General features: G+C 29.6%; 15 protein-coding genes. 4 read left to right on the top strand and 11 right to left on the bottom strand.

Annotation, left to right across the window (positions count from 1 at the left end; translation table 11 throughout):
* Window position 1 precedes the first annotated feature (1 nt).
* Entirely contained in the window at window positions 2-1,261 is a 1,260-nt protein-coding gene (locus tag H0I30_RS06285) for a dihydroorotase family protein (RefSeq protein ID WP_218773409.1), read from the bottom strand.
* Window positions 1,258-3,189 (bottom strand): BatA domain-containing protein, encoded by a 1,932-nt coding sequence (locus H0I30_RS06280; protein ID WP_218773408.1) that lies wholly within the window; start codon window positions 3,187-3,189, stop codon window positions 1,258-1,260. The genes H0I30_RS06285 and H0I30_RS06280 overlap by 4 nt, the downstream gene beginning before the upstream one ends.
* A gap of 183 nt (window positions 3,190-3,372) precedes the next feature.
* Here H0I30_RS06280 and H0I30_RS06275 point away from each other — a divergent pair, with 183 nt between their 5' ends.
* From H0I30_RS06275 to rlmF, 3 genes are all read left to right on the top strand, one after another.
* Complete coding sequence (locus H0I30_RS06275; protein ID WP_218773407.1) at window positions 3,373-4,038, top strand: class I SAM-dependent methyltransferase; 666 nt, start codon at window positions 3,373-3,375, stop codon at window positions 4,036-4,038.
* Window positions 4,039-5,625 (top strand): bacillithiol biosynthesis cysteine-adding enzyme BshC, encoded by a 1,587-nt coding sequence (gene bshC / locus H0I30_RS06270; RefSeq protein WP_218773406.1) that lies wholly within the window; start codon window positions 4,039-4,041, stop codon window positions 5,623-5,625.
* A 304-nt stretch (window positions 5,626-5,929) separates the two neighbouring features.
* Complete coding sequence (rlmF, locus tag H0I30_RS06265) at window positions 5,930-6,787, top strand: 23S rRNA (adenine(1618)-N(6))-methyltransferase RlmF (protein WP_218773405.1); 858 nt, start codon at window positions 5,930-5,932, stop codon at window positions 6,785-6,787.
* Between the two features lie 90 nt (window positions 6,788-6,877).
* Here the strand turns inward: rlmF and H0I30_RS06260 are convergent, their stop codons facing one another.
* The 4 genes from H0I30_RS06260 to H0I30_RS06245 all read right to left on the bottom strand — a co-directional run bounded on the left by H0I30_RS06260 (window position 6,878) and on the right by H0I30_RS06245 (window position 9,999).
* Entirely contained in the window at window positions 6,878-7,957 is a 1,080-nt protein-coding gene (locus H0I30_RS06260; RefSeq protein ID WP_218773404.1) for an NADH:flavin oxidoreductase, read from the bottom strand.
* 86 nt (window positions 7,958-8,043) lie between these two features.
* Window positions 8,044-8,703 (bottom strand): DsbA family oxidoreductase, encoded by a 660-nt coding sequence (locus H0I30_RS06255; protein ID WP_218773403.1) that lies wholly within the window; start codon window positions 8,701-8,703, stop codon window positions 8,044-8,046.
* A gap of 85 nt (window positions 8,704-8,788) precedes the next feature.
* A complete protein-coding gene (locus H0I30_RS06250; RefSeq protein WP_218773402.1) occupies window positions 8,789-9,352 on the bottom strand; it encodes a carboxymuconolactone decarboxylase family protein in 564 nt (187 codons plus the stop codon).
* 83 nt (window positions 9,353-9,435) lie between these two features.
* On the bottom strand, window positions 9,436-9,999 hold the full coding sequence (locus H0I30_RS06245) for a TetR/AcrR family transcriptional regulator (protein ID WP_218773401.1): 564 nt from the start codon (window positions 9,997-9,999) through the stop codon (window positions 9,436-9,438).
* Between the two features lie 493 nt (window positions 10,000-10,492).
* Here H0I30_RS06245 and H0I30_RS06240 point away from each other — a divergent pair, with 493 nt between their 5' ends.
* Window positions 10,493-11,461 (top strand): IS110 family transposase, encoded by a 969-nt coding sequence (locus H0I30_RS06240; RefSeq protein ID WP_218772907.1) that lies wholly within the window; start codon window positions 10,493-10,495, stop codon window positions 11,459-11,461.
* A 76-nt stretch (window positions 11,462-11,537) separates the two neighbouring features.
* Here the strand turns inward: H0I30_RS06240 and H0I30_RS06235 are convergent, their stop codons facing one another.
* The 5 genes from H0I30_RS06235 to H0I30_RS13075 form a co-directional block, all read right to left on the bottom strand.
* Window positions 11,538-12,419 (bottom strand): hypothetical protein, encoded by an 882-nt coding sequence (locus H0I30_RS06235; RefSeq protein WP_218773400.1) that lies wholly within the window; start codon window positions 12,417-12,419, stop codon window positions 11,538-11,540.
* Between the two features lie 163 nt (window positions 12,420-12,582).
* A complete protein-coding gene (locus H0I30_RS06230) occupies window positions 12,583-13,086 on the bottom strand; it encodes a hypothetical protein (protein WP_218773399.1) in 504 nt (167 codons plus the stop codon).
* A 653-nt stretch (window positions 13,087-13,739) separates the two neighbouring features.
* Window positions 13,740-14,282, bottom strand: a complete 543-nt coding sequence (locus tag H0I30_RS06225; RefSeq protein ID WP_218773398.1) for a hypothetical protein — start codon at window positions 14,280-14,282, stop codon at window positions 13,740-13,742.
* 3 nt (window positions 14,283-14,285) lie between these two features.
* The gene (locus H0I30_RS06220) at window positions 14,286-14,579 is read right to left on the bottom strand and encodes a barstar family protein (RefSeq protein WP_218773397.1); all 294 of its coding nucleotides are present in this window, start codon (window positions 14,577-14,579) and stop codon (window positions 14,286-14,288) included.
* Between the two features lie 331 nt (window positions 14,580-14,910).
* Entirely contained in the window at window positions 14,911-15,102 is a 192-nt protein-coding gene (locus tag H0I30_RS13075) for a PLDc N-terminal domain-containing protein (RefSeq protein WP_218773396.1), read from the bottom strand.
* Window positions 15,103-15,235: the final 133 nt, after the last annotated feature.

The raw sequence follows: 15,235 nt of genomic DNA, 5'->3' as shown, positions 1-15,235 counted from the left end.
ATTATGAATTTAAAATTAATTGATTGTTATTGTAAATACCGTATACTTTTCCTTTTAGTTCTTTATCTAAAAAAGCACTATTTTTTGATGTAGAAAAGATGTTTTCTTCAGAAAATGTATAAGATCCATCAGGATTAAAAATTGATAGATTTGCTTTCTCATTTTCTTTAATACTTGCTTTCTCTAGTTCGAAACGTTCTTTTGGGTTGTTAGATAAACAGTTTACAATAGTTTCTAAATCTAATACTGAATTTAAAACGCCAAAAGCACTTTCTAAACCAATCGTTCCGTCTTTTGCTTCTGAAAATTCTACTTTTTTATGTTCGATGTCTATTGGGTTATGATCTGACGTTATCATGTCAATCGTTCCGTCTTTTACTCCTTTTAATAATGCTTTTATATCGCTTGATGTTCTCAGCGGTGGATTTACCTTTTTATTACCATCAAAATCATGCAATTCATCATCTGTTAAAAATAAATTATGCACCGCTACACTACACGTAACATCTAAACCTTTCTTTTTAGCGTCTTTAATTAATTGTACCGATTTTTTAGTTGAAATTGTAGGAATATGTAGTTTCCCACCGGTATATTCTAATAAAAATAAATCACGTGAAATTTGAAGTTCTTCTGCCAAAGCAGGAATTCCTTTTAAACCTAAAAGCGTACTGTTTTTACCTTCATTAACAACACCTTCACCAGCAATCGAATTGTTTTTAGGAAAACTCATTGCCAAGCCATTAAAATTCTGAGTGTATAATAAAGCTACTTTTAATAAATTATCGTTAGCAATAGGTTTATTATAATCTCCAAAAGCAATAGCACCAGATTGTTGCATGTCGTACAATTCTGCCATTTCAACACCTTTACTTTGTTGCGTTAACGTACCAATAGGATATAGGTTCGTAGCAAATCCGTTTGCTTTATTAATTAAAAATTCCACAGCAGATTTATTGTCAATTACCGGGTTTGTATTCGGGTTTACGGCAACAGCTGTAAAACCGCTTTTAGCGGCTACTAATAAACCATGTTTAACTGTTTCGCGCTCTTCATAACCAGGTTCACCAAAAGAAACACTCGTATCAAACCAACCTGTAGATACATGTAAATTATCAAGTTTTAAAACTTGATATTCTTTTTTAGAAGTAATCGTATCGTTAATCTTGGTAATAATTCCATCAGTAATTAAAATGTCTTTAGTTTTTTGGTGATAAGGACTAGAGGCATCAATAATTGTAGCCGATTTTAGCAGCGTTGTCATGGTTTAAAGAATTTTAAGATCAAAATTTCTATAAGCAAAGATACAATGGCTAAGGCTAAAAACCATTTCCAAAGCCATTGAATTTTATTTTCACTATTAATATTGTTTAAGGTATTTTTAACCGAATTAGCTGTGGTTTTTGAGTTTAAGTTTTCTGAGTCTAAGAAATTTAATAAGCTTTCTTTCTTCGGATAATTAAAAGCACTATTCTTTAAAATACTAGCTTCTTGTTTTATTTGATAAAACCCGGCAACTAAAGGTTGATCTGTAGTTGTAATTTTCACACTGTTTTGAAGTGTTTGCTGCAGCGGTATAAAGGACGTTTGGTTATTCGAAATAGTTACTATTTCATCTTTACCTAATTGTTTATTAATATCAATAACCGAGGGCTCACCAATCGTATAATATAATTTAGAAAGTTGTAAACTGTATTTACCAATATTATAAAAAACTGGCACTACCAAAGGCGAATTTATAAAATTACTATTCTCTTTACTAAGCGGAGCCGCTACCCAATAAATAGCCGAATTTGTTAAGTTTACTTGTTGTATAAAGCCTTGTTTGTTTTCGAAAGAAACAACAGTACTCGCGTTTAATAGTTGCGTATTATAAGCGGTTTTTACAAACGGATATTGAAAATTACTCACATTTTTTTCAAACACATTTTTTAAAATCGGATGTTTGTAATTTATAGTTGTAATTTTTAAATTATCAGTTTTTTTAGAGAGTAGTTTTCCTATTTTAAGTTTGTTAAATAAACTGCTGTAAGACGAAATGGTTAAATCTCTAGAAGGTATTACAACCAAATTTCCACCATTTTTAGTGAATTCAATTAAACAAGCAATAAGATTTTCTGGAATATTATCAATTTCATTTAAAACAATTAAATGCTGTTTCTGAATTAAATTGTACTTCAGATTTTTAATAGTAGAAGATGTAAAGTCAAATGCTTCTTTTGTATAAATTCGGTTTAAAAAACCAGCAGGTTCGCCAATATTTAAAACAGCAGTTTTAGTGTTGGAGTTTATGGCGAAATAAAAGGAATTATCAAAAGTATAAGTGTCTTTAAAATTTAGTTCAATTTTCCCCGAAAAATCAGTTGTTTTTAAGATTGAAAAAACCACTTTTTGGGTTTTATTTTCTTCAATAGAAAAAAGTTGTTTATTGATTAACTTCTCTTTATTGTAAATAGCAATTGGTACATTTTTTTTAAAGATACCTTGATTTTTAACAAGAATATTTACTTGAAAATTTGTTGTTCCGTTGTCACTTATAAAAACACTATCTATTGATAAATTACTTTTTTGCTGCGGATTTAATTTTACAAAAGAAGTATTCTTTGGAGAACTTAATAACTCTTCTTTTTTTACGTTCTGAAAATCAGAAATAATAATGTTTTCAGAAAGTATATTTGTTTTGTTTTCGGTCGATATTTTTAATAAAACATCTTTTAATTCCGTTTTTTTAGCGGTATTTTTTACTTTTAACAAAATATCTTTTAAATCAGAAGCTGTTTTATTTTTATGAAATTCATCGTTTGTAATTAAAGAGTAAGTTGCTTTTTCTGATATGTTTTCTAGAATTTCTTGGCTAGCTAGTTGTAATAAGTTCCCTTTTTCGCCATCGGTATTTGTACTTAAAGAATTATCTAAATAAATTAAGAAATGTTGTTGTTGATCGCTTTTATGATTGCTAAAATAAGGTTGTGCAAAAGCGATAATTAAGGCCGAAAATAATAGTAAGCGCGTAGCTAAAATCAACCATTTTTTTATGCGAGAACTTTTACGAGTTTGTAGTGCTAATTTTTTTAAAAAGGCAACGTTGGTAAACGGAACTTTAACAAATCGCTGTAATTGAAATAGGTGAACTATAATAGGAATTAGTAAAAGTACTAAGAAGTATAAATTTTCAGGATGTTTAAACTGCATAGTTCATTTTTTGCTCACTAAGTGAGATTTTAAGTGATTTAGCTTTCGTTAAAATGTTTTTACAAGTTAACTTATTAACTGTAAAAATAGCCAAATTGATGATTTAAAAAAGAATGTAGTTAAAAATCTGTTAGAAAAGTGTTTTGTTTTCGACAAGATGTCAAATTTCACTATTTTTGAACTATGACTACAAAAGAGAGTGATTGTAAAAGCCCAGCGAAAATTGAATATAAAAATCACTGGAATACTGCATACACAAAAAACACAACCGAGAAGTTAGGTTGGTTTGAAGAAAAGGCAGCACAAACAATGTCTTTAATTTCTAAATCAGGATTAAAAAAAAACGCAACTATTTTAAATGTAGGTGTTGGTTCTTCGGTTTTAATAGACGAATTATTGGCTGATGGTTACACGAATTTAATAGCAAGCGATTTATCTGAAAAAGCACTAACTACTTTAAAAGACCGCTTAGCTGAAGAAGCAGTGAAAGTAACTTTTATTGCGGATGATTTAATACAGCCTGAAAAATTAAATAAGCTAAGTAATATTGATTTATGGAATGATAGAGCTGTATTGCATTTCTTTTTAAAAGAAGAAGAAAAAGCAGCTTATTTTAATTTGTTAAAGCAAGCTGTAGTTAAAGACGGATTCGTAATTATTGCAGTTTTTGCTTTAGATGGCGCAGAAAAATGTTGTGGCTTAGAGTTGCAGAGATACAATAGCGAAATGTTGCAAGAGCGTTTAGGAAATCAGTTTAAATTAATATCAGAATTTAATCACACATTTGTAAATCCGTATGGTGGAAAAAGACCTTATATTTACACATTGTTTCAAAGAATAAATAAGTAAATGAAAGTTACACATATTCCTTTTAAAAAGACCGGTTTTTTCTCTAAAACAATGATCGATTATTTAGAGAAATCAGAAAAACTACAACCATTTTATAAAAACTTTCCATCATTAGAAAGTTTTAAAAATCAGATAGAAAGCAAAAATTTTTCAACAGCAGCAAGAAAAACTTTAGTTACTGTTTTAAAAAAACAATATACTACGATAAAAACATCAGAAGCAACAAAGCAAAATATTGATGATTTATTATTAGAGAATACTTTCACGGTAACTACTGGGCATCAGTTAAATTTGTTTACGGGACCCTTATATTTTCTATATAAAATATTTTCAACTGTTAATTTGTGTGAAGAACTAAGAGCTAATTATCCGCAACAAAACTTTGTGCCAATTTATTGGATGGCAACAGAAGATCATGATTTTGAAGAAATAAACTACTTTAATTTTAAAGGGAAAAAAGTACAATGGAACTCTAACCAAACAGGAGGTGTAGGACGTTTTTCTACAGAGGGATTAGAAGATGTTTTAGAGGTGTTTTCGAACCACTTAGGAACTTCAAAAAATGCACAATATTTAATCAACCTTTTTAAAGAAGGATATATAAAACACAGTAATTTAGCTGATGCAACAAGATACATAGCGAATGAATTGTTTAGTGAATATGGATTGGTAATTCTTGATGCTGATAACCGAGAATTAAAGCAAGAGTTTATTCCGTTTATTGAGCGCGAATTAAAAGAAGAGATTTCACACCAAAAAGTAACCGAAACTATAAAGCGTTTGGGTGAAGAGTATAAGATTCAGGTAAACCCAAGAGAAATTAATTTATTTTATTTAACAGATGAAATTCGTGAACGTATTGTTTTTGAAGATGATGTGTATAAAGTAAATAACACTAGTATTTATTGGGAGTTAGACGCGTTGTTAAAAGAAGTTCATGATTTTCCAGAAAGATTTTCACCAAATGTAATTATGCGTCCGTTATTTCAAGAAGTGGTTTTACCAAACTTATGTTATATCGGTGGAGGAGGAGAGTTGGCTTATTGGATGCAGTTAAAAGATTACTTTGATGAAGTTAAAGTATCTTTTCCTATTTTATTGTTGCGTAATTCAGTGCAGATAATTTCTGAAAAGCAAGCTAAGAAACTAGATAAACTAGATATTTCATTAGAAGAGTCTTTTCAAGATCAAAACAGCTTACTAAAAGATAAAGTATTAGAAACCTCAGAAGAAAAAGTTGATTTTACGAGTCAAAAAGAATTTTTACAGCAACAGTTTGTCGATTTAAGAGAATTGGCTAAAAAAACAGATGTATCATTTGTAGGTGCTGTAAATGCTCAAGAAAAAAAGCAATTAAAAGGATTAGATAATCTAGAAAAACGTTGGTTACGAGCAGAAAAACGAAGACAAAAAGATTTGGTAGATAGAATTGTATTATTGCAAAACGAAATATTACCAAACCAAAGTTTAGAAGAGCGACAACGAAATTTTTCTGAGTATTATTTAGAGTACGGAGATACTTTAATTAAAGCGTTAAAAGAAGGTTTACAGCCATTGCAATTAGAATTTACAGTAATAGAGATTTAAATTAAAATCCTTGGTTTTTATATTTTTGATAACTTTTTTCGTTTAGTTTATAGGAAATGAAATAAGCAAAAATAAAATAGATAACCATGTTGATAAAAAAGAACAGTGGGAATTTATAAAAGAATTTTTCAGAAAAACCAACTTCCCAAAAAATAAATATAAACGAAAAAGGAAGTGCAAAACTAAGGGCTCTTTTAAAGGTAAATAGTGATTTGTTATTTCTTTTAGTTTTCCAGTTTTTTACAAACAAAGAAGTTTTCTTTTTATAATACGCATTTGAATTCGGTTTCATAAACAAAAATTAATGAAAGACAAAGAAAGTAAATTACATAAAAATAACAAGCATAAAAACGGATATGATTTTACATTGCTAAAAGAAAAGTATCCGAAAATAGAAGGGTTTGTTATCGAAAAATTTGATAAAGAAACAATCGATTTTTCTGATCCGATAGCGGTAAAAGAATTTAACAAAGCATTGCTAGCAGCACATTATAATATAAAAGATTGGAATTTTTCTGATGAAAATTTATGTCCGCCAATTCCTGGTAGAGTAGATTATATTCATCATTTAGCGGATTTAATTGGTGATGCCAAAAACGTAAAAATACTTGATGTTGGTACGGGAGCAAGTTGTATTTATCCGCTTTTAGGAACTGTAGAGTATGACTGGAATTTTGTAGCTACAGATATCGATTTAGATTCGTTAGATTATGCACAAGATATTATTGACGACAATGATTTAAGTGATAAAATTGAATTACGTCAACAGTTTAATGAAGCATATATTTTAAAAGATATTATAGAGGAAGGAGATTCTTTTTCGGCAACGATGTGTAATCCTCCGTTTTATAAATCGGCAGAAGAAGCAAGAGGAGCAAACCGAAGAAAATCTAGAAACTTAGGTAATAACACGGTTCGTAATTTTGCAGGAAATTCAAATGAACTTTGGTATGTTGGTGGCGAAAAAGCATTTTTACACACCTATTTATATGAAAGCTCATTACAGCCTACAGCAAGTAAGTGGTTTACTAGTTTAGTGTCTAAAAAAGAGAATGTAAAGAGTTTAGAAGATTCTGCTAAAAAGCTAAAAGTAGCAGAATTTAAGGTGATACCGATGAGCCAGGGAAATAAAGTTACACGTATTGTGTGTTGGCGATTTTAAATATATTTATAACAATAAAAACAGCGTCTTAAAAGTAATTTTAAGACGCTGTTTTAGTTAATTTAAAATCGAAATGTAAGTAGTTACTTTCTAATCTTCTTTAACAAAATCGGGCCATCTTTTTAAGTATTTTATAAACGTTTTGCTTACACCTTCTTTTAAAAGGTGTTCTTCTGAAACGGGTGTTGAAACAGGTGTAAAATTAGAATCGTTCATCACTAACCTCGGAAAATTGTGATGTAATATAGCTGAGGTTCCTATTGATACAAAATCTACACCAGCATCTAATATTTTTTGAACATCAACAGCTTTGCTAATTTTACCAGCAACTGTCCATTTAACATCTTTAAAATCTAAACTTTTAAAGTGATCTAATAAGCTATTTTCTTGATATTTTTCATCATTAGGCATTTTAAAACAATCCCATAAAGAGATGTCTAAAAAATTAATGTTTCCTGCATCAATTAATTGTTGGCAAACAATTTTCACCTCACCAATATCCATTCCAAACCTTTCAGGCGATAAACGAACACCGACTAAAAATTCTTTTCCGCATTGTTCTCTAATGCCGTCTACAATTTCAAAAATTATTCGAGTTCTGTTTTCTAGCGAACCACCATATTCATCTGTTCTATGATTTATTTCTGAGCTTAAAAATTGTGTTAAAATATAACCATGTGCGCCATGAACTTCAACACCATCATAACCGCATTCTTTAGAACGAACAGCTGCAGTAATAAAATCATCTCTTAATTGTTTTACTTCTGTAAGTGTAAGGCCTCTTGCATTTGTTTTTTCATTATCAGAAGAAGAAACAGGTTTTTCGTTTATCAATTCATATGGCGTACGCATTCCTGCATGATGTAATTGAATAACAGCTAAACTTCCTTTTTCTTTAATGCTTTGGGTTAGTTTTTTATGCCCGTCATTTAAGTCGTCTCTAAAAATACCTAATTGTCCAGGAAAACCTTTACCTATTTCTTGCACGTGAGAAGCACACGTCATCACTAAACCAAATTCACCTTCAGCCCTCAATTTTAACCAATTTAATTCATCATCAGAAAGCTGACCGTTTTCATGACTTTGTCGGTTGGTTAAAGGAGCTAACATGAATCGATTGTTCATTATTGAGCCGTTAGAGAATTTTATTGTTGCGTTTGCTTTAATCATAAGGTGTTATTAAAATTTTGATTTCAAATTTAAATAGAAAATTAAGATGTTTAAAATTAAATACGTCTTTGTTTCTACTCTCTTAATTAATTTTTATTTGATGGCTGATTAATTAATTCAGTTAAAACTTGTTTAAGTGAGTCTAAAGGTTGTGCTCCTGTAATTGCACTTTTTTTGTTAAACACAAAAGTAGGAACAGACTTTACACCTAAGTTTTTCCAATAGTTTTGTTTATTTCTTACTTCGTAACGGGCATTTTCATCATCTAATTTAGCCAAGGCTTCATTAGCATTTAAACCAACATCTAATAAGGCTTCTTTTAATACAGCATTATTAGAAACATCTTTTTGACCACTAAAAAAAGCAGTTGTTAATCGCATTTTTAATTCGGTTTGTTTTCCAAAATCTTTAGCATACTCTAATAAAACATGCGCATTAAATGTATTTACCATTCTCATGTCATCAAAATAATTGAATTTAAAACCTAACTCTGCACCAATTTCTGTCATTTGTTGTTTAGACTGATTTTGTTGTGCTACGGTCGAACCATATTTTTCAGTAAGATGCTCAATAACATTTTGCCCTTCTGCAGGCATATTAGGATTTAGTTCAAACGGTTGCCATTCAATATCAATTTGATCTTCGATACCAAGTTCTTTAATCGCTTTTTCTAATCGCTTATAACCAATGGTGCACCAAGGACATACCACGTCTGATACGATATCTATTTTTAGTTTTTCTTTCATAATTATTTTATTTCGATTTTATTAATTATACCATTATGTAAATATAGAAATCTAAAGTATTAATCGAGTTCTCTTTTTGTAAGTCTTAAGAAACAACATCGTTCTTAGACCATGCATATTTTTTAAAAGGTGCATCTACAGGTGTATTTGCAATACGGTTTGTATAGTTACTTATTACTTTTTGAGATAAACCTAAAATAACTTCTAAAACTTGTTTTTCTTCATAACCAGCAGCATAAAAAGTGTTTAGATCATCTTGTGTTACGTTACCGCGATTACGTGTAACCTTTAACGTAAACTCATGTAATGCCTGTAGTTTTTCTGTAGGCATAGACGTTCCGTTTCTTAAAGCATCTGAAATGGCAGAGTCTACTTTCATTGCTGCGGCAATTGCTGTGTGGGCAGGTACGCAATAATGACATTCGTGTTCTACATTTATAGTTTGCCAAACCACTGTTAACTCTTCATTGTTAAAAGATGATTCTGTAAATAATTTGTGTAATGTTTGGTACGCTTCAAGTATCTCTGGTGAACTAGCTAAAACTCCATGTAATCCTGGAATCATTCCGTAAGATTTATTAGATGCTTCCAATAAGTTTTTACTTTCTTTTGGAGCTGTTTCTATATTGTGAATTTTTAATGTTGTCATAATTATATATTTGAGTTTATGTTTATTATTATTGAATTTGCCCTTACCTAAACAATCGTTTAGTTAATAGCTAAAAAAAATGATTATAAGTTTTTGAAAGTCATTTCAATATAATCTTCTATTTCTTTTTTACTATTAACTCTTGATGCTGCAGCTAAACCATGTTTTGCTAATAGTAAATAATTAGCTTGCTTTAATATAGTTTCGTCGCACTTATCAGAATTTATTTTTAACTTTAGAATGAATAAATCTTTTAAATCAGACATAAAAGAATTCATTTGATCATTAATTATTTCATCCTCTTTGTTTAAAAATTCGTTATAAGTATTTGTAACCAAACAGCCATTTTGATTACCAGCGTCACTGCAAATTTTTATTGAATTATAGAAAAAGTCTTTAATATCTTCAATTCCATTGTTCGATTTTTTTAAATCTTCGAAAATCAAGTTTATTTTTTTCTTGTAATTCTTTAAACTTTCTAAAAACAAACCATGTTTATTTCCGAAGCTAGCATATATAGAGAACTTATTAATGCCCATTTCTTTTTCAAGCATTTGCATAGATGTCGTTTCATAGCCATTCCTCCAGAATAGATTCATTGCTTTTTCTACGACTATATCTTCATTATATTCTTTTTTCCTTGCCATTATTTCTAATTACTTTACAAAACTAAACAATCGGTTAGTAATAAAAAAATATTTTTATTTATTATTGTGTTAAAGTAATATGTCTTCGATTGTTTAACTAAAAGTGTTTAATATTATGTAGCCTTTATTCAGGGCTGCATTTTATTATTGCCAACGGTTTTGTGTATGATTTCGTTGCGTATTTAAGGAACTAAATTAGCAAATAGATCACAGATAGAAAATCCGTGAGGATTTTCGTAAGTAGGCTAGAACTAGCAATTATTTTTATACGTCTTAAGTTAGCAATTTAATAAAAAGGTTAAATTTAAGAGATATAAATCAGAAAGAATAAAAGAGAGAATTAAGGTTAATATATACGGTGAAGCATTGACTTCGACAACATTGATAATCCTCTCTCTTTTCTACTAAAAATCACGTTCAGTTCTGTGAGACCTAGATCTCGATTTCAATTTGTTGTGAGTCAAGTAGCTTATTCTTTCATAAAACAGTTCTTATGAATAAATATAAGGAAATTTTTGGAGTTGACATAAGTAAAGATGTATTTGATGTTCATGGAAGTAAAAGCGGCCATGATCAATTTAAAAATGATGCCTCTGGTTTTAAGGTCTTTCTAAAAAACCTTCCTAAAGAATCATTAGTTATAATGGAAGCTACGGGTTATTATCATTATCGGCTAGCTCAGTTTTTATTTAAACAAGGTATTTTAGTTTCGGTAGTGAATCCTTTATCGGTAAAGCGTTTCATTCAGATGAAATTATCTAAAGTAAAAACAGATAAAAGTGATGCCAAAGCCATTTGCGAATATGGACAAATAAATGAGGTTCCTTTATATACAGCTCTTACAGATGTACAAAGTGAATGCTTGCAATTGTTTCGTTTAATGGATAGTTTTATCAAGAAACGCACAGCAACCAAGAATAAAATACATGGAGAAGAAGTTTTAGGCATTCCTTCAAAATGGGTTTATCGTTCTTTGAAAAGAGACAAAAAACATTTAGATAAAGAGTTAAAAGGAATTGAAGAAAGGTTGTTATCTTTAGTAAAACAAGAGCAGCAGTTTCAGTTAACCTTATTAACCAGTATTCCAGGGATCGGACTTAAAACCGCCTTATTTATGCTAGTAATTACCGATGGTTTTACCAAGTTTGAAAACTCAAAACAACTTTGTAGTTATGTTGGTATAACACCTATAATACGAGAGTCTGGCAGTAGTGTAAGAGGTCGAAGTAGGATTAGTAAAGTTGGTAATAGAAAGTTACGTAATCTTTTGTTTTTGTGTTCCTTTAATGCCTGCAAACATAATAAGGCATGTAAAGATATTTATGAGCGTATTGTAAACAAAGGAAAGAGTAAAAAACTAGCATTAATAGCTGTTTCAAATAAGTTAATAAAACAAAGTTTTGCTATTGCAAAATCGGGTTTACCTTATGATGAAAAGTATATTTCGGTATTAGCTAAATAAGTAGTTATTATACATGAAATAAAAACTTAAAATACCAAGTAATAGCATTTTGAGTCTAGAATATTATTGTGTAAATTTAATAAAGAAAAGGTTTGTTTTTTACCTCAGTTCTTTGTTGTAGCCAGTATTTTTTTCTTAAACTGCTTAATTTCAATTTGTTTTTGCACTTATTATTTTCAAAGTCAGAATAGAATTCATCTTGAAATAATTTCAGATTATCCCAATTCGAAAAACTCTGATAGTCTTTATTTGAATAATAATCCTTATTAACTTTTAATTGCCCAATTTTTTCAAATTCCGTTTCCGATTTTTTGAAAAGTTGAGCATAATACCAACTAATTTGTTCCTTTGGTTTAAACTCTTTGTTTATTTGCTGTTCAAGTCTAAATAATAGTTTTGCATTCTCAAAATCTTTTTCAGTTGGTTTTTCCGATTGTTTAATGTCAGTTACAACAATTAAATTCAGTCCGAATTCCGTTTCTTTTTCTGATTCCAACACGAAAACTCCACAATAATCTCCATCACTTAATTTAAAAACTAAACAATCTCCTTTTTCGAAAATCGCATTTCGTGATTTTTTTACTTTCCGTTTGCGTTCTGTCTTTTTTTCGGTTGATATTTTCTTTAAAAACCCGTCTAAAACTTTTTTTCTTTTAGTCAAATCAGATTGTGACGAGTCAAGTTCTTTCCACAATTCAATATCCTTTCCAGATTCGACAATATCTTTAATTCGATTAAAAATTTTTGGGTCAAGAGATTTACATTCCCATTGGGATTTTGCGATAGTTATCCAAAAATTATTTTGGTCTTCGTGAGAATCAACCAGTTCTTTATTTTCCTGAATTAACTTTTCAGTAATCGCAGAAACTTCCATTCCTTGATTATATAATTCAAAGAATTCATAATTAATATCTTCGTAAATATCGTTTGAAGAAATTCCTGTTCCCCAAGTTCCCATAGGCGTTTTCTTATATTGGCTACAACGTTGTTGTATAAGGTTAGTTGCGTGTTTCAAGCAACTAATTTACTAGATTAATCACGAACGGCGAAATTCCGAAGGAATTTCCCAAGTGAGCTAAAACTAGCAATTAATTTTATACGGTGTTGTAAACAGGCTTTTTTCATTCTATAATTCCGCTAAATGTTTTTGATTCGTTATAAACAGTAATTCCAAAAAGATTCCATTTTAAAATTCCATTAGCAATAAATTCCGCTTTTCCATTCATATTCAAATTGTTCGTATCTATTGACTTAAATTCCCACATATAACCGCTCACAATTCCAGTCAAATAACTGTTACTTTCAATTGGGATATATTCATTCTGTTCTATAGAATATTTTACAAGCATATTTATATCAAAAGTCCAATTATCTTCCAATTTCACTTGTTTAATTTCCGAGTTATTTTTTCTCTCATAGTTTTCTGTTATTGATATTCGGTTTGAGTTTTTTCTTGAATTAGATGCGGAAATTATTTGTACAATTCCGATTACCATTATAAAGATTGAGACAAATTTAAATTGTGGTTTAAATATTTTTTTTCCTTTAGCTATAAATCCAACAATTAGATAAAGAAAGTAAAGAACAATCATTCCGTTTATTATAGACCAAATCAAATGTATCATAGTTTTCGTTTTTCAGCTTGTTTACAACGGTTTTTTGTATAGAAAGTTGCTTTTTAAGAGCTCGGCGAATTTTCCGCAGGAAAATTGGACTTAGTAAAAAAGCACAGCCTATTTAGTTTAGCTAAAATAAAGCAATTTTTATATACAAGTTGTTAGCAAATGCGTTTTTTTCGGTTTACCATTCCTTTTTTAAGCTTTCTAATAGTTTCAAAATTCAGAGTTTGAGTAAACAATTCCGCAAAGGTTTTCAATTCCGCAAAGTTGCTAAATTCCGCAAGAGTGATTTTTTGCGTTCAGTTCTGTTGTTGTCAATGTTTAGAATTCCGTTTGAGTAAGAATTCCGTAAAGTTGCTCTTAACTTTTGTTTGTTATTTTTCCAATGTTATGAAAAGAAAATTATTGAATAATAAATTTAAGATTTTTAACTCAAAATTAGTTCCGCCTGAGTGATTTCTAAAGTTTTTGCTAACGTTAAATATATGGCAAGTTGGGCAGAAAATAAGCGATTACTTTTGGTTTTGTCACAAGCCCAATCTTTTGCATTTTGTTTTAATTTTTCTCTTTTAATACCAAATCAAAAGATTTGGCGACTATTGCAAATAGACAACAACCTTTGGGTTAAACACTAATCCCCCAATTTGCTATATATAGTGTTATGTGCTTTTTTCTTTTCTCTTTCGGTCAATGTTGTCGCAAATAATTCTTTCAATTTTATATTGTTCATCACATTGGTTTCCACTAGCACTAAAATCACATCTAGGACAATCAAAACTTAATCCAAATGTAGAATTAGAGTGGTCAATCATAGGAGTGTCGCAATTTGGACAGCGAGCCTCCATATCTGAAATAATCCAAGCGTTTTTACTTTGATTCCATTTCCACTTCCAAGTCCATTTCCATTGTTTAATTCTGTCTTCGGTATATGAGTAGAAATCAGGTTTAAAAGTTTCTTCCTTTTTGAATTTATCAATTATATAGAGGACGAAAATAAAAATTCCAATTCCTGCTATAATCCACCAAACTTTTAGATTAAAATTTAGAATTGATATTACTAAATCCCAAATCCAGACGATTACACTCCAAACAGTTGAAAGAATTGGTTTCTCTTTAGAATAATCATATCCCATTGTCAAAAGCAAACTGAAAATTGCAGTACCAATACTTATACCCCAAGGTGATTTAATCCATCTATTCATATTTTACGAAAACATTGATATTATTAAAACAGGCTCTTCTTCTGCCTCAATTCTTCTAAAATTAACAAATGCAGAACATTCATTAATAGAATTTATTATTTCAGGTTGTTTATTTTTTAATTCACGACAATCTCCAAAATCTATTAATGTTAATTCAGTTGTTAATTCATCCATACAGTCAATCCAAGCGTTAATATTTCTTCCATAATAATCTGGAAAGTTGAAAATTTCTGAGAATACATTGTGAAATGAATCCCAATCAGAAATTTTGGATGAATTTATTTTTATATGTTTCATTTCTTCTAATTGCACATAACGTTGTTGTATAAGATTAGTTGCGTGTTTGTATGTGAGGATTTTCCGAAGGAAAATCAGAAGCTAGCAAACGAGCAACTAACTTTGGTTTAGCTAAAACTAGCAATTTTTTTTATACGGTGTTGGCTTTTAGTGCATTTTTGTCCGTTTAATAATTCTTTCGGATTTTCTTTTCATTCAGTTTCAATTCCGCAAACTGGCTCAAATTCCATTGTGATATTTATTCGGTTAAATGGAAGTCAGACATTTTTTTGCATACAGTTCGGTAATCAGCTTTTCAGCATTTTATCAAATTCCGCAGATTGATTCACCTTTAGTTTTTTTTCTTACCGATTATAAAATAGGTAATTGTCCCAAATATGTTGAATAATAAAACTACAAATACCCAAAAAATTTTATCGTTTCTATTTAACTTACTTTTTGTAATATCAATTATTGATACTGTTAGAGTTATAAAAACTAAAATTAATGTTGTTAATAAGACTTTTGATAAAAATGGATTCATATTATTTTATTTTTGTTCAATTTAGGCATTAAAGCCAACGGCTTTGTGCTTATAGTTTGTTGCGTAAATCTAGCGAAAAAATAATAAATTGAACACAGTCTTTTACGTTTGCGAGGTTTTTCCGCAGGAAAAA

This window comes from Tenacibaculum sp. AHE14PA (assembly GCF_019278465.1).
GTDB lineage: Bacteria > Bacteroidota > Bacteroidia > Flavobacteriales > Flavobacteriaceae > Polaribacter > Polaribacter bernardetii.
The sequence above is the reverse complement of the archived record's forward strand: the minus strand, read 5'-3'. Positions and strand labels throughout refer to the sequence as shown.

Coding starts and splice junctions, on each gene's coding strand:
- H0I30_RS06285 (WP_218773409.1), bottom strand. CDS start 1,261: ATGACAACGCTGCTAAAATCGGCTACAATTATTGATGCCTCTAGTCCT.
- H0I30_RS06280 (WP_218773408.1), bottom strand. CDS start 3,189: ATGCAGTTTAAACATCCTGAAAATTTATACTTCTTAGTACTTTTACTA.
- H0I30_RS06275 (WP_218773407.1), top strand. CDS start 3,373: ATGACTACAAAAGAGAGTGATTGTAAAAGCCCAGCGAAAATTGAATAT.
- bshC (WP_218773406.1), top strand. CDS start 4,039: ATGAAAGTTACACATATTCCTTTTAAAAAGACCGGTTTTTTCTCTAAA.
- rlmF (WP_218773405.1), top strand. CDS start 5,930: ATGAAAGACAAAGAAAGTAAATTACATAAAAATAACAAGCATAAAAAC.
- H0I30_RS06260 (WP_218773404.1), bottom strand. CDS start 7,957: ATGATTAAAGCAAACGCAACAATAAAATTCTCTAACGGCTCAATAATG.
- H0I30_RS06255 (WP_218773403.1), bottom strand. CDS start 8,703: ATGAAAGAAAAACTAAAAATAGATATCGTATCAGACGTGGTATGTCCT.
- H0I30_RS06250 (WP_218773402.1), bottom strand. CDS start 9,352: ATGACAACATTAAAAATTCACAATATAGAAACAGCTCCAAAAGAAAGT.
- H0I30_RS06245 (WP_218773401.1), bottom strand. CDS start 9,999: ATGGCAAGGAAAAAAGAATATAATGAAGATATAGTCGTAGAAAAAGCA.
- H0I30_RS06240 (WP_218772907.1), top strand. CDS start 10,493: ATGAATAAATATAAGGAAATTTTTGGAGTTGACATAAGTAAAGATGTA.
- H0I30_RS06235 (WP_218773400.1), bottom strand. CDS start 12,419: ATGGGAACTTGGGGAACAGGAATTTCTTCAAACGATATTTACGAAGAT.
- H0I30_RS06230 (WP_218773399.1), bottom strand. CDS start 13,086: ATGATACATTTGATTTGGTCTATAATAAACGGAATGATTGTTCTTTAC.
- H0I30_RS06225 (WP_218773398.1), bottom strand. CDS start 14,282: ATGAATAGATGGATTAAATCACCTTGGGGTATAAGTATTGGTACTGCA.
- H0I30_RS06220 (WP_218773397.1), bottom strand. CDS start 14,579: ATGAAACATATAAAAATAAATTCATCCAAAATTTCTGATTGGGATTCA.
- H0I30_RS13075 (WP_218773396.1), bottom strand. CDS start 15,102: ATGAATCCATTTTTATCAAAAGTCTTATTAACAACATTAATTTTAGTT.